This window comes from Aquabacterium sp. T101 (assembly GCF_057219775.1).
In genome coordinates, this window is record NZ_JBXVVZ010000008.1 from 1 (window position 1) to 15,503 (window position 15,503).

A 15,503-nucleotide genomic window follows, 5' to 3' on the forward strand; every position below is an offset into this window, starting at 1 on the left:
CCCTCCTCAAGGCCCTGGATGGCCGTCGCCCCGAAAGCGACAACGGCGCCGTCTTGAAGGCCGCGTAGCATGTCCACCGAGGAGCCGTCACCGGTCACGGTTCAACAGCGAGCGGGACATCGCCCCCATGCGCGCAGGGGGGCCTGCGTGCTGGCAGCTGCGACCAAGCATGAGCCATCCTCAAGGACATCGAACCCGCAGTCCGTCGCTATCTTCCGCAGACCCGCGCGTTCGAGCATACCTAGCGTGCGCAAGTTCATATCAGTTCGGCTCGAACATGAGCTGACAGGTCCGGATGACAAGCGACTTCGCCACGGCCAGCTGTGCGGGCGACGAAACTGTGTACAGACTGCCGCCGGACACTGTGCTGTTTGAGATGAAAACCCAGGCCGCGGCATCTTGAACTTCGGGAGCGATCTCCATGAGGTCACTGGCATCTGCAGCAAAGCGAATCGTGAAGCCCTTGGCCCGCGGCAGAACTTCAACAATCCAGTCCGGCGCTCGGTACACGACTGACTTTGCGCGTGGCAACTCCAAGGCCCCCTCGGCGCTTCCCAAGACGGTCTCGCGCAACTCGTCAAACCACTCGCGGGTCCCGGCCGCCCACTTCAGCGCTTCCAGCGAAAAGGCTGACGAGCGCTCCTTCTCATCGTTAAGCTCCAAGGTTTTGAGCATGGCCGGATCTGCAACGACAGGACGCCAAACTTGAATGGCCTTCTGGGCGAGCAGGATGCCGCGCTTATCGATCTGCTCCGGCCCCCAGCTTTCCTCCGACGCGATGCTCTTGCTCAGCCACACAGGGCTGTGGATGTAGCCCCACTCGGGATGCTGCTTCTTGTCGAGGAACGGCCGCGCCTCCAATTCGCTGTTGAATCCTGTCAGCGTCAGGTTGCCCAGCTTGTGAAGGCACTGTGCCCTCACCGCCTTCCACTCGGGCCCCAGCATGGCTTGCCATTGCGGCGCCAGGTTCTCCTTCTGCGGCAGCACATGTTCAATCGTGAGATTGTCGGTGAGCACCTTCTCCTTGCTGGAGTTCGTCAGCCTCTCGAGCAAGAACTTCAGGTTGCGGCGGCCGTACAGATCCTGAGTTCGCAATGCATGGGCGAAAGCCACATCGTCGGGAAACTCGGCGCCCTTCGGCTGCCTGACCAGCGCCGCCTTTAGGCGAGCCAACGGCTGATCGACGGTGATGCGCTGCGCCAATGCGGAGAACACCTGCCCGCCACTGCGCGTCTCGGCGCCGATCATCGAACGACGAAGCACGTAGCTCTCGATCAAGTCCAGCGCCTGGACGAGCTCCTTGTCGTCGATCACCATGTCGTGCCAGCGGCGCTCCAGCAGTACCATCACTGTGGGGGCCGCCACATCCACCAATCGCTGCACACGCCGGAGACCCACTTCGGCCGCGCCTCCGGCCTGAGGGTTGAACATGAAAGTGCAGTAGTGCCTGCCGAAGCGCAACATGCGATCAAGCTTGGCAACGGCGTCCGCGTCGTGACCGTCGGCCGGTTGTGCCGGATACCAGTTGCGGAACTCACGGTAGACGCTGTCCAGCCTCAGCGGCCGAGGTGGGTTGAGCTCCAGGGTCAGGAAGTCCCGAAGGAAGTTGTCGAAGAAGGCACGATAGTGGACGCCGAAGGCTTGTTCCAGGGGATACCAGTACGTCTGGTACCACTCGGTTTGCTGAGGCTCCGCGTGACCCATCAGCACGTAGTTGCGCACCAGGTCGGCCTGCGTCAGCGTCATTCCCGTGGAATTCAGGCTCTCGAATATCAGCTGCGGGTTGTCTTGGCCCGGTTTCAATGACACAGACACCACCATGAGCCGGCGCAGGCCCGCCAGCACCTCCAACTCGTCGAGATTGACCAAGGCCTGCTCGAAGAAGGCAGCGTTGGCTGCCACTCGGTTGGTCGTGTCGTCGGGCAGTTGCTGGCCGATCAACAACTTCTGGAGGTAAACGTCATCGGTGCCGCGCAACGCCAAGCGCGCGCGCAATCCCGGCGGTGCAAACTTATTGAGCAAGAACTGCTCGTCAAGTGCAGCCGGTAAGTCCGTGATCGGGACTTCTCCTTCGCGCAGCTTCAGTCGATTACGCAGCACCGCTAGCAGGATCGTGCAGGTAGTCAGTCGCTGCTGGCCATCGATCACAAGCCACTGCGGTAAGACCGCACTGTGGTCACCACTGGCCACGTACACCACCGACCCAACAAAGTGTGTGGCACCTTGCGGACGCCTCGCCACGCGCACTACGTCGCCGAGTAATTGGCTGCACTGCGCCTCCGTCCAGCTGTACTGGCGCTGGAAGACCGGAATCACGAACTGTCGCGAACCCCCGCCCAGCAAGTTCAAGAACGAGGTGTCTTCAGCCTTCATGTATTCCCTTCCTGTTCTGAGTGACCTTGCTGCCCCGCTTCATCACTGCGCCGCCCCTTCCATTTCACTGGGTGTTGCGTGCCCGCGAATGGCTTGTCGTTGTGCGTGCAAGGACACATCAGCGACCCACGAGTCCAAGGCACGCAAATCGCGCCGACCGGGATGCAAGGGAACACCACCGGTGCGGCCTTCAGGATCGTTCAATCGGCAAAGGGTGCTGTCTAGTGGCGCGATCGCCCAGGAACGCAGGGGACGCCGAGCCACGGAAACACCAGCAACGAGAAGCGTGTCGATGCCGACGATGCCGAAGCGATACTTCGACTTCGAGTTAAGCACTTCGTCCGACGTCGCGAGGGTGGCGTCCAGCACGAACGCGTCGCGCATGCCGGCCTCTCCGCAGGTGATGAGGAAGTCAGGCGTCAGTTCGTCGCCTCTCGAAGCACAACCCCAGCCGGTCATAGGCATCGTCGCTCGCGAGACTCTCGGCTCGATCCAGATCGTCAGGTGCCCTGCCCCTACACCCGAGAGCTCAACCCGGCCCCCAAGGAAGAGTGCACCCATAAGGTCGCCGCGCCGCTTCCACCCCAGGCGCTCGAAAGCTTGAACCAGATGCAAGCCGCACCACCGCTGATAGAGGAAAGGCACGTCGGCAATGGCAATAGGTTCCGCCAGCAGGTCATTCACCATCGTCCCGAGCATCGCTTCCGGGTTCAACAGCTCCCGTGCGAGGCGCTTCAGTCGCGACCATGCGGGCTGCTGCGGGTAGGGCACCGGCGCACGATCGCTGCCGAAGATCTGGCGGCCCGCTACCGCGCGGATGTCGGCCTCTGCCTGCCGCATCGACACGAGCCGTTGCTGCACGTCCTGCGCCAGGCCTCTGAGGGTTTGTGAGTCCTGCACTGCCCAGGTGCTCTCGCCAGCACGAACAAGCAACGCTTCTTCGAGTTGTCGTCCGACCCGCAGGCTGTGAGTTTGCAGCTGCTGCCGAAGCTGGCCACAGAGGTGGAGCGCCCAGCGAAGCGCGCTAGCATCAGGACGCTGTTCGGCATCAAAGCGAAGCCAGCGAAGCGGAAGCGCCTCTCCGTTGGACAGCACGTAGTCATGAGGGGCCGTCGATGGACGCGCCCTACGCGGCTCCATGGTCAGCCGCCACTCGCCCGATGATCCGTCGGCCGTGACGTCGAGTTCCGTCAGTAGTCGCGGGGTCAGGGATGAGAAGGCGTCAGCTGCCATCAGCAGACTGCGCAGCAGCGGCCCATGCCCGCCCACGGAGCCAATCAGGGCGGCCGGCGCGAGCCCGGGTTCTAATAGGTCGGCCGAGACGTCTCGAAGATCGGCGACGACCGTTGGCAACCAGCGCGGAAGCCCGGCGGTCATGCCTGGAACACGTCCCGGCCCGCGCTCAACAGATCAGCCCAGTCAGCGACCCGGGCAGCGCACACAGCGAGTTCGGCGCAGCCCGGCTTCTGTGTCCAGGCCTGCAGACGGGACAACAGATGCTCATCCCGCGGGTCCCCGGCCAATAGGCGGACACGCGAGAGCACCTCCTGGGCAAGCACCAAGTCGAGCGCTCGACCGAGGGCCAAACCATTCGCGCCGACAGCTCCCATCGCACGTTGCAGCGAACGGGCCGAACGGACCGAGAAGGCCGCACCTCGCGGCTCCAAAAGGTCGTTGAGTTCGTCAATGACATCTTCCACGTCGTCGCCCAGTTCCACGCCTGCTCGGGAAAGTGCCGCCCGCCCACTGCTGGTGACCTCAATCAGCGCAGCTCGGTCCAGCACGCGTGGTGACAGCGGCTTCACCGTGTGGTCATTGTTGAGCGTGGCGACGAAACGCAGGCTCGGCACCAGCACTAGGCTGCAAGCACGCCCAGGGCGGCCGGCAATCTCCTTGCCGCCGAGCCGAATGGTCCTGTTCGCCAGTTGGTCGGTGTCGTACTCCAAACGGACAAGCAGATCGCTCAGCCAGTGTTCCGGCTGGCTCAGGTTGAACTCCTCGAAGATGACCAAGCGCGCCCTTCGGTCACCCGCCTCCCAGGCATCCTGCGCGCTACAAAGGAAGTGTGTGAACTCGGTCGCCTCGAAGCTGCCACTGATCGGGTTCACGTAGCCCAACAGGTCCTCGCGGCCCCGCCAAGTTGACGCGACGGGAACGATGACGGTCCTGTCTCGTGCGTTGTCGTCCAGCAGTCGGCTGGCGATCCAGCTCTTTCCTGCGCCAGGCGCGCCAGTCAGTATGACCAAGCTCTTGGTAATGAAAGCGACGCTGAGGGCTTCAATGAGCTGGCTTCCGAACTGGCTTTCCAGACTCTGCTTACCCAACGGTTCAGGCAAGGCGTGCACGGGTGGCGACTCCACCACCGCCACTGGGGGTGACCCATCGGGCCCACCATCGACAATGGTCGCTGCCGCTTCGGCTTCGGCACGCAGCAGGTCCGGTGCGGAAACCGGCCTGAGCGGCTCTTCCGCCACAACCGGTTCCCGAACGATCGGCGCCTCCGGCGGTGCGTCAGCTTCGGCCGGGGCTTCCGCGGGGATCGCCGCCGGTACGGACGCGCCAACGAGCGGCACTGCGCCTGGTAGATCGGTCTTCGGGGCACCCGCTGCCTCAACAGGAGCCGCGGCGATCGCCCCAGCCTTGAGTGGTGGAACCGTCAGGTCGATCGGGAGCGGGCCCTCCGGCGGCGGCGGCGTCGCAGAAACTGGCGATGAAACAGTCGGCACGGCGGGTGCAGGCGCTGGCGCCGGGGGCGCGGTCGCGATCCTGATTCCCCTCAACTTGGCAGCGAGCGGCCCCTCCAGACTACCGAACGACGCGGTCACTCGGGGCGCTTCTGTCGGAGGCGGCAACTTCGACAGCGCGTCCTCTGCCTTCTGCAGCCAATTGGGCAAGGCTTCGCCGGCACGCTGCAAACGCCGCTGAAGCTCGCTGCTCCAGCTGTCTGACTTGGGAAGTGACTCGCCAGCTTCCAACGCCTCGTCAATGGCGTCCTTCAGCCCCTTCGCCCGCATCTGCTTCAGATACGCGACACCCTGGATCGCGCGCAGGGCCGCAGGCCGAAGCTGCATCCTTGGGAAGACTGCCCACGCTTCGGAATGTGGCTCGACGACCAGGCGATGGGGCGTGCGGGAGCTGTCGAGGTTCGCGTGTTTGACGCGATAGAAGCCAAACAGTGTTTGCTCATAGTCCCCCGGAGGGATGCCTTGCTGAGCCCCGAACCGCCCTCCGTAGAAGACCAGAATCTGATCATCGAAGAGCCTTGGCTGCTGCTGTACGGCCAGAACCACACTGCTGTCCGGAGTGAAGAACTTGGGCGCACTCGGTTTAAAGACGTCGAGGTGGAAGCATCGCGGTACGCCGGAGTCGCAATAGCTGGCTCTGAAGCTCGCTTCCGCTCCACAGTTCCAGGACTGCGGTTGCGAGCAAATCGTGCCGTTCCATTGATGGCGATGAGAGTTCATCTTGGCCGCCACCACGTTGCCTGAATCCAGTCGCATAGTCTTTTCCTAGCAGTACACCCGGTTCTCGCGGTCGTCGTCAGCTCACGCAGGCATCCAGCGCTTCGCAAACATGCGCCTCAGCGGTTCCAGCGCCGTCGGCAAGGACCCATCGCATGTCATGCCCAAGTAGGTTGCCGCCCGGGTTGTGCCGACGTACAGGTACTTGTCGAACAAATCTGGCTGGCTTGCCGCCAGTCGGTCGACGCTGACGAAGAACACGGCCTCGAACTCCAGGCCCTTAATGTGCTGGATGTCGAACACCCGCACATCGTTCTCCTTGCCCATGCTCTGACCGTCGCGACATGGAACGGCCCGAATGTTGTTGTCGGCCAACTGCTCGCTCAGCATCTCGGCCAGCGGCTGCACGTCGCCCTCAGTCATCACCAGCACGGCGATCGATGGCAACTTCTTGACGAAGGCCTCGATCTCACGGATGCGCGCTGCCAGCCACGAAGCGGTATCGGCGGTGGATGCCAGTTGCTCCACGAGCACCGGCGCCACACCCGCGTTGTCCACCCCATCGGGCAGCGCCATGGCGCTGTCGTCGCCACCGCCCAGCCGAACGATGCTCTTGGCCAGCTCGTTTAGTTGGCTGCTCTGGCGGTACGAAATCGAGATTGTCTGGTGCGACAGGCCAGGGCACGCCCAGGTGACATCATCCAGCGAGCGGCTGCCCCACGTCGTGAGGCGTTGGTTGAAGTCGCCGCAGGCAAAGAACGACTGCCCCAACGGATTGGCGAGCGCCGCCATGCACGCCAGCTGGACCGGCGAGAAGTCGGTCGCCTCGTCCACCAGGATCTGGTGCCTGCCCGTGGCCTGTACGCCGCGCAGGGCCGCCCACTCGGGCAGCTCCAGATCGCGCCGCACCTGTGCTCGCCGAAGCAGGCCCGCCGCATTGCGCAGCATGCTCAGCAAGATGACGTCGAGCTCTTGCGGATGCAGGTCGGTCACGGTGTAGCCTGAGGCCAGATACCAGCTGGCCTCCGCCTGGCGCGTGCGCCTGAAGCTGCGGTATCGCCTGGGTATACCCTGTATGAATGAGGTCGCCGGATTGACCAGCCGTCTTGCACGCGATTGCTGCACCAAGCTCCGCCCCACCTCAGCCAGGTCCTTGGCGGGCAGGCCGCGATCACCCAGCCACTCGGCGATCCTGCTGTTGCGCCCGGTCTTCTTCAACGAGCGCTTGCGCGCCTGGGCACGAGCCACGGCCCGAACGCAGCGCTGGTAGGCTTGCATGGCCGCCGCGCGCCCGGTCTTCAGCTCAACCACGTCTTCATCGTCCTCGCTTTCAGGATCGTCGCCGTCCTCGTCGTCGCCATCCGTGGCGTCCTGCAAGGTGTCCATGAAGCGCGCCATCTCGTCCAGGAAGGCCCGGTTGCGATTGACTTGCAGCGTCAACGCATCCTTAACCTTGCCATCTGTGTAGGCCTTCATCTCCGCGATGCGTGCCTGGATCGTGCGCGACTCACGGCTGAGAGCGACCACGACTTCATCGATGCCTTCGGCCGTCGCACCGGTCAGCGCCTCAACCGCGGGCCCCGCCATGGCGGCAACGGTCGGCTCGGCATCGGCGTGGAGTTCCTCGGCTGCCAAGCGAATCGTGTCGAGCCAAGCCGTCTTCTGCCAACGGTCGAAGTCGCCAAACCAATCGATCGGTCTCTCACGGGCCGCTGACGACAGCGTGGCTGCTGCGTCCTTCAGCACGAAGATGCCACCACCCGCCGCCGATCGCAGCACGCTGAACCGATTGCGCGCGAGGTCATGCCGGTACTCCGCCCAGGTGCGAATCCGCTGCTCAGGTGCTGCAATGCCTTCCTGGTTGAACGCCTCTTTCACATACTGCCGCAACAGGTCGGTAGGCGTGAACATCAGCCAGCTCTGTGCGTACGCGACTTCGCTGGATTCGTCCATGCGGCGAACCAAATCGCGCTCCCCATCATCCAGGAACTCGGGATCGAGCTTTTGCCCCAGGCGCTTGATCAGCGTCGTCGTCTTGCCTGTGCCCGGCGGGCCCAGGATCAGAAGGCGACTGTTCAGCGGCAGCCGGAAAATCGTGTCCTGATAGCGGTCAAGGATGGGCTGGTCCCGCAGGCCCATCTTGGTGATAACACTGTGGCGCACACCCTCGATGACGTTTTTTGCGGCGTCGTCCTCGGCCAGCAGTGCCGCCAGCACGTCTTCTTCTGATACGTCGCCGCTTGGCGCGAGCAGTTCGCGCAGCGACTGAATGGTCAGTGTGCCGAAGCTGTCGCTCTCGAAGATGCTGTCTCGGGAGTCCCAGAGGTCCGGCTTGACGGGTCGCAGGCGTGCGCGTTGACGCAGTTCCACGAGGTCGCCATTGGGCAGCGTGAACGTATCACCCACCGACCGCGACGCCATTGCGCCCACCGGTGAGCGGTAGGAGATCAGCGGCAGGCCCAACCCGGTGGGCGGGCTGGTGCGGCAGACGTAGTAGGTCCGCATGGCCCCGGACGCGTCGGTGACAACCACTCGGGCAATGGCAGGCTCGCGAATGAGCAGCTGGTAGCTGCTGGCCTTGTCGGAGTTGATCTGTGTCAGCGTCTGCATCGCACGGTGGTCACGCACCGGATTGACGATGCCGATCGACTCCGGGGTCAGGTACGACTCGCCCTGCAGTCCCTGGGCGGCAACACGCTCGACCGCCTCGAAAGTGCCTAGTACGTCATCGGCAATCGCTGCTACGGGTCCGGGTTTCGAGATGGATGCGTCCATGCCTTGCTTGTCTCCCTGAGGTCTGTTCGTCTTCTGGCTCGGGTGCGGCGGTTGCGGCAAAGGCTCAGGACGATCGGTCCCAGGCTTCCAATACCAATCTTCGAGTTCGGTATTCCCCGAATTGCCGAATCTCCTTGTCTTTGAGGACGCGGAAGGTTTCGCTGGGGTAGTCGTCGCCCATTACGTCGGCGGGATCAAGGATGTAGCGCACCTCGTCGCTAGTCAGGCCGTACAGCCGGGCATAGGTGGCGTCAAGCTCGGCGCGCAGTAGCGCTCGGCGCTCGGGATTCCAACGCCAAGGCTGGCCACGGTCGGCGCCGGTGCGCGCATCCCAGGCCGGGTTCTCGGCCACCACGTCGGCGTAGAAGGACTGAAGGTCGTAGGCGGTATACGTCAGTTCGAGTACGCGGGGGACGATGAAGTCCACATGCTCAATCGAGTATGCGGTCGGCGGAAGATTGGTGATCTGCTTCTTTACGTGGTACTTCAGGTGCGTGCCTCCGACCTTTTGCCGAGCCACGAAGTCATGCACAAACGAGTTCTGATCTGCGAGCAGCAATGCAGTGCCAAAAGCAGGCGTCGTGGGCATAAGAAGCAAGAACGTGTCGCCTACCCCTGACCGAGGTATCACTCCGGCGATTACTGTCCGTTCATTGGTGGCGTTAGTAATGTCTCGCCAGCCCAGAAGCCACTGACGCGTCCATCCCTTGTCGCATAGTCGCACCTCAATCTCTTGTCTTTCAACCCAATAGCGGGGCTTCGCGAAACACGCTGGATTCGCCTTGTCTTCGTCGCTCAGTTCCTGAGATTCGTCACCGTTGCCGAGATAGGTCGCCCATCGATGGTCGAACTGATGAACCATCTTGGCCTCATAAAGCGGTACAGGATCCCGAAGCTCGTTGCGCTGTCCGATCTTCCGAAACAGAGCACTGTCGGACGCCATGTTGAATAACCCCTGGCGGAAGGTAATCCCCCACGGATTTCCGTCAGGACTGGTCTCGTCCCAAAGCACGGGCACTCGTGCGTAGATCCCCTTCGTGATCTCGGCATCTCGTTTGCTTCGAAAGATTGGGCAGGTTCTCGTGTTCGGGTTAAGGCGAAGGATATCGTTGGCGTTTAGTGTGAACTTGCGACGCGGATCTCGAAGTTGATCTGCGGCGAGGATGTAGTGCGCAAACTCACTGTCTCCAGCAGTGGCACCTAGTGTGAGCAGGCAAAACGGAGTATCCGGGTGCACCGCTGGAAAGATGCGAAGTGCGTTGTCGAAGCCCAGCAGACTGACAAGCCGGCGCTTGTCGACAATTTCCTGGAAGTAGGCTTTCGTTGAGTCGTCAGTCGCAATGCCGCTGGGCAAAACGAGTCCGGCCCTACCTTGCGGATGCAGTACGTTCAGCGTCGTCTCAGCAAACAATGGATAGGTATTCAGCTTCCCCACCGCCGTGAGCGGGTAGCGGCCGCTGCTACGAAAGAATGAGTTCTGTGCCTCGATGTTATGGACGGAAGACTGGAACTCGGCCCACAGACGGGGCTCTTCGTGCTGCAGCCGCGCAATAGCTTTCTTGCGCGCTTCACCAGCCATTCCTCCAATCTCGGGATGTCGGCTTGAGAAGAACTCGACGTCGCTGAACTGGGACTGATCCCACGGCGGATTGCCCAACACGATGGTGAAGCCGCCTTGCGCAAAGACCTGTGCAAACCCCAGCCGCCAGTGCAACAACGGCGTGCTTGCAGCCAACCGCAGCGCCGCATCGCGCCGAAGAGGCGCCACAGGCTGGCCGAGCAGCGCGTTCATCACGTCCTGCGTCGTCGGCACGGCCGTGCTGGTCTCGGTGCCGTGTTTGGGCAGCATGAAGGCGGCGCAGTACAGGTGCAGCGCCAACGTCAACCCATCGTCGCCGGCACTCGCCTGCAGCGCCGCGTAGGCATGTCGCTTGGCCGCAATATCGGCCAGCGTCGCGTCGGGCAATGCGTCCAGCTGCTGCAGGGGTGCCGCCGTGATGCTCAAGTCCATCGCTTGTAGGCTTTGGCTGAAGTTGGCGGCAGCGCGCATGCGCTTCAAGCCGTCACGCTCCTGCTTGTTGCGCCGCTTGAGATCTCGGCACAGCGCCTTGACGTCGCCAGTGAGTTCTTTGTATGCCTCGTCAGGTACACCTTCGAGCAGCGTCTTGGGGTCCATCACGCCCAAGAGCGCGTTGCCCAGCTTGAAGTGGTGGTCGATGAAACCGAGCGGCGCGTCGGGCGTGTAGGCCTCCAGCCAGAGGGCCATACGTGCCAGCTCCAGTGCCATCGGGTTCATGTCAACGCCGTACACGCAATGGGTCACCACGTCGCGAAGGGCATGGCGGTAGTCGTCGGGCGTGGGCTGGCCACCGTTGCCTGTCACGGCATCTCGCATTTGCGCCCGCACCCGCGCCAGATGCCCGGCGATGCGCCGCGCGGCCGCTAGCAAGAAGTGCCCGCTGCCGCAAGCCGGGTCGATCACGCTGATCGAAAACAAGGCCTGGACTGCGCCCTCGCCCGTCGGGTGGGCGGCCAGGATGGCTGCGATCACCGGCTCCAACGCAGAGTCCAGTTGCTCCTGCACCAGTGGGTCGGCGGTGTAGTAGCTGCCCGTGGTCTTCCGCGCATTGCCGCGCACCGCAGCACCTGTCTGGAAGCTGAACTGCCGATGCTCTTGGCTGAGCAGCGGAACCAGTTCCAACAGGCTTTCGTAAATGCTGCCCAGTTCTTCGGGGCCCATGTCGCGCCAGTTCACCCGCGAAAGCGGCGCGTTGGGCTCCGCACGCAACCATGCAAGATGGAAGAGCGCGAGTAGTAGATGGCGGTTTTCTAGCCGCGCGGCGTCAAGATGCGGGCATTGGCTTGTCTCGAACAGGCCCCCAAGCGGCGGCAAAGCCAGCACCGATTGCCCAACAGCCAGCCCCAGCCAAACCTGTTTCAGTCCCTGCCAGAGGTCACCGTAGCGGTCGTGGGCGCTTCGGCGCACGGCGCGGTCACGCAGCCGCCGCAGACCGTAGCCTTGCGCATAGAGCGCCACGGCCCGCGAGTCAGCGCCGGGCGGGTGCAGGATCTCACGCTCCTCGATGGTGAGCAGGAAGATCTGCCGATAGACTAGTCGCAGCAGTTCCTTGAAGTAGTCCTGGGCGGTCAGCCCGCCTGATGACAGAGCTTCGCGCAGCGCGGTGTTGGCCGGATGACCGACAAACCCCTGGCCCAGCACCAGCAGCGCCTGCTCGACCCCCACGCGGAGGGTCTCGCGGGCACGGGTCCCCTGCTCGCGGCATGAAGTGCGCCACTGTTCCAGGGCACAGTCGGCCGCTGCACCGCCTTCGCTGCCAAAGCGGCTCGCATGCAGCAGCAGCCACAGCACCGAGAAGTCGGCGAAGCGCTCTTCGATGAAGAGGCGCTCCAGGTCGACCTCGACCCAAGCCGGACGGGTGAGGCTGGCGTTATCGCGGGCGATACGTAGCAACGCGCCGTTAGTGGCCAAGCCCCAGAGTGCGTCCGACTGGGCGTTCAGCGTTTCCTGCAGCAAGCCAAAGGCACTGCGGCGGCGCACTCGTTCACCGGTGTTGTCGCCCAGGCGCTCGTGCGCACTGTCCAACGGTTTGGTCTCGTCATGCGGCGACAGCACCACGGGCACGCGGCCACCGAGGGCACTGAAAAGCACGGGGTAATGCCTCTCGCCGATCACTCGCGGATGGATCGCCTGCTGAAGCTGGAACGCGAAGCATTGTCGAAGCAGCTCGGTGGAGAAGCGTTGGGTGACCGCCCAGGCATCGTGATGGGGCTGCACCCGCGCGGCGTTGAACTGGTTCCACAGGGCTTGCGCTGAACGCCATGCGAGTGCGATCTCTTCCCGCAGCGTGAAGCCGGCGCGGACGCCATAGTCCGCATCGGCCTGGGCAGGCGCTTGTTGGGCCGCAACCTTGGTCAGCCACTCGGCGGTGAAGAGGCCTCCCTCGATGGCAAGGGTGTCGACATGGATGGCGGCCTCGCGCTGTGGCATGAGCAGGTCAATGTGATGGGGTTGGGCTCAAAGATCGAGCGGCGGCAGCAGCACAAAGACGCCGATGACGTCCACGGGCAGCAGCGGCTTGACTTGGTAGCGGGCGCGCCCGGGCGTACGTGCAGCGGCGCGAACGCGCTGGTGATCTGCCAGCAGCACGTTGGCCCTGTCGCGGGCAAAGGCCTCAAGGGCCGGCTGCCAGGCCGGCCACTGCGCCAGGGCAGCGGCCACGCGCTGCTCTCGCACCCGGTCGTCGACGGTTTCGCTGGGCGGTGCGGTCAGCCAATCCAAGGGCTCGGCACCGGAGACCATATGGCTCGCGCCGGCGGCATTCGATTGAAGCGCCACCGCGGTGGCCTCCTCGACCAGCAGTGCGTCACCGGTCCCTGCGTCGGCCTGGCTGAGCTGGTGGCGCAGCCGAAGCAGAAGCACTGTCGTCAGCGTGTTCACGGCCGGGCTGACCCAACAGCCTGCGCGGCCCAGCGTAGCAGCGCCGGTTGCGGCCTGGTCGGGTTCCAGGCCGGCGTCGGCCAAGGTGCGCTCCAGCAGTCCGTCGGCCAGCGTGCCGACCAACGGGTGACTGCGGTGGATGAAGCGCGTGCCTGCTGGGGCGGGCATGGTGAAGCCGATGCCGACGCTACCCTGCAGCCCGTCTGCGAGCAGACGCTCACGCAGGTCTTCGGGTAAGGTGCCCAGGCTGGCACGCCAGCCGCGTTTGCCTTGCTGGGCATCGCCGCCGCGCGACTCTAGTGCCGCACCCAGGCGGCGCATCGAGCGGTCCACGAAGCGCTGCACGTCGTTTCCATCACCCAGCGCGGCTTGCATCTTCTGCCATTCGGGCAACACGGCCTCGGGCTTGATGGCCTGCTGGGCGAACACGGTGCGGTTGCGCTTGGCACGCTCGGCGATGTCGGTCCATGCCACCTCGAACTGCTGGGCGGCGGGCAGGTCGTCGATGTCGAACAGGTCGCGCGTGCGGTTGCGACGACTTTCCCCTAGCACGGCCTGCATCAGCGCCTGTGTGAGCGAGTGGTCGTCGTCGGGCAAAGGAACGGGCACGCCCAGTTCATCGCGAATCTTCTTCGCCTTGCGCAGGATGACCTTCAGAACCACCGCATCGATGGGGTTGTTGCGGCCGTACATGAGCGTGGCGCGCACCACGCGTCGTTCTTGCCCGAAGCGATCGACCCGACCCTCCCGTTGTTCGTGCCGCGTGGGGTTCCAGGACAAGTCATAGTGCACGACCGCGCTGAAGTGCTCCTGGAGGTTGATACCCTCAGACAAGCAATCGGTGGCGACGAGCAGTCGGTGATCTGTCTCCCCCAGCGCCGCGACCCTGGCCTTGCGCTCTTCCGGCGCCAGCTCGCCGGTAACCACATCGACGGTCACACCGGGGAACCTGGATCTCAAATGCTGATGCAGGTAGTGCGCCGTGGCGATGTAGCGGCAGAAGATCACCGGTGCGAAACCGGGGATGAGTTCGGCGTTCAGGTGTGCGATCAGACCGGCGAGCTTGGGGTCGTTGCCGGCACCCACCAGACGCTCGGCCTGGGTCATCAGGTCGGCCAGGGCCGGGTCGGTGTTGTTGGCGGGGAGCTCACCATCGTCGTCGACCATGGCGTCTTCACTGCCATCAAACACCCGCTGTCGCAGCGAGTCCTCGTCCGCCTCGTTCAACTGCGTGGCCATACGCGTGCGCAGTGAGCGAAGCGCGGCCGCGGGGCTGCTGGCCGCACTGCGCATCAGCGCCAGGGTGCCCCAGAAGTTCAGGCGTTGCCGGCGCTGGTCGGTCCCGGCGCGCAGCACTACCTCAGAGCAGTAGTCGAGCACCGCGTCAAAGAAGCCCTCCCAGGCCCCGCCCAGGCTGTACGGCAGATCCGTGGTCTCTCGGCGGGGGAACACACCCTCGTCGTTCCACTCCTTGATGTCCTGCCGTCTGCGCTGCACAAAGTGACCGGCCAGGCGCAATCGAAGTGCGTCGCGTGCGGGGCCCGCAAGGGTGCCCAAGGCCAAAAAATCCGGATGCAGAAGGCCCAGCAGGTTGTGGAAGGCCGCCTCGTCGCCGGAGTGGGGCGTGGCGGTCAGAAAGAGCATATGGCGCTGCGCGTCGGTGGCCAGCAGCCGCAACAAGTCATGGCGTTGGTGATGACCGGCATCGTTGCCAGCACAGGTGTGCGCCTCATCGACGATGACCAGTTCCGGGCACCGGGTTGCGAAGTCGCCACGACGCCGGTCGCTCTTGATGTAGTCCAGGCTGACAACGGTGTGCGGATGCACAGTGAAGATGTTGTCCGTAAGGGGCAAGCCGCGCTCAAGCCGAGCGGCGCTGGCCGCCGTCACGGCAACGGCCTTCACGTGAAAACGGTCGTCGAGCTCCTGCACCCACTGCTCCACCAGGTGCGGCGGGCACAGCACCGCGAAGCGGCGGATCTCCCCGCGGTCGAGCAGTTCGCGGGCGATCATTCCGGCTTCGATGGTCTTGCCAATACCCACGTCATCGGCTATGAGCAGGCGAATGACATCCTGCTTCAGTGCCATCAGCAAAGGCACCAGTTGGTAGGCGCGCGGCTGAAATGCCAGGTGACCGAAGCTGCGGAAGGGGCCTGCGCCGCGGCGCAGCGACATCAGCAGCGCATCGCGCAGCAACAGCGCCGACTCGTGGCTGGCAGCTTGGTGGGCGGCTGGGGGCGGAAAGGCTGCGGGGGCGACAGCTTCGTACTCGGCTTCGAGCACCGGCGACAACAGCGTGACGTCACCTTCGGATCCGGACAGGGGCCGCAATCGCAGCATGTCGACCGAACTGCCGGGGAGGACGATCCACTCGCGGCCGCGGGCCCGGATCAAGGCCCCAGGTGGGAAGCGGTTTGATGTTTCAGAGAGAACGG

Annotated in this window: 6 protein-coding genes; all 6 read right to left on the reverse strand. The window is 63.9% G+C overall.

Annotated elements, in window-relative coordinates:
• Positions 1 to 261: 261 nt before the first annotated feature.
• Complete coding sequence (locus tag AC2EAQ_RS16515; RefSeq protein ID WP_484645482.1) at positions 262 to 2,373, reverse strand: DUF262 domain-containing protein; 2,112 nt, start codon at positions 2,371 to 2,373, stop codon at positions 262 to 264.
• A 42-nt stretch (positions 2,374 to 2,415) separates the two neighbouring features.
• On the reverse strand, positions 2,416 to 3,750 hold the full coding sequence (locus tag AC2EAQ_RS16520) for a hypothetical protein (RefSeq protein WP_484645484.1): 1,335 nt from the start codon (positions 3,748 to 3,750) through the stop codon (positions 2,416 to 2,418).
• Positions 3,747 to 5,873, reverse strand: coding sequence for an AAA family ATPase (locus tag AC2EAQ_RS16525; RefSeq protein WP_484645485.1), 2,127 nt, complete (start codon positions 5,871 to 5,873; stop codon positions 3,747 to 3,749). Before AC2EAQ_RS16525 ends, AC2EAQ_RS16520 begins: the two co-directional genes overlap by 4 nt.
• Before the next feature lie 45 nt (positions 5,874 to 5,918).
• Positions 5,919 to 8,609 (reverse strand): ATP-binding domain-containing protein, encoded by a 2,691-nt coding sequence (locus tag AC2EAQ_RS16530; RefSeq protein ID WP_484645487.1) that lies wholly within the window; start codon positions 8,607 to 8,609, stop codon positions 5,919 to 5,921.
• Between the two features lie 64 nt (positions 8,610 to 8,673).
• Entirely contained in the window at positions 8,674 to 12,618 is a 3,945-nt protein-coding gene (locus AC2EAQ_RS16535; protein ID WP_484645489.1) for an Eco57I restriction-modification methylase domain-containing protein, read from the reverse strand.
• A gap of 27 nt (positions 12,619 to 12,645) precedes the next feature.
• Positions 12,646 to 15,462, reverse strand: a complete 2,817-nt coding sequence (locus tag AC2EAQ_RS16540) for a DUF8741 domain-containing protein (protein WP_484645491.1) — start codon at positions 15,460 to 15,462, stop codon at positions 12,646 to 12,648.
• Between the last annotated feature and the right edge of the window lie 41 nt (positions 15,463 to 15,503).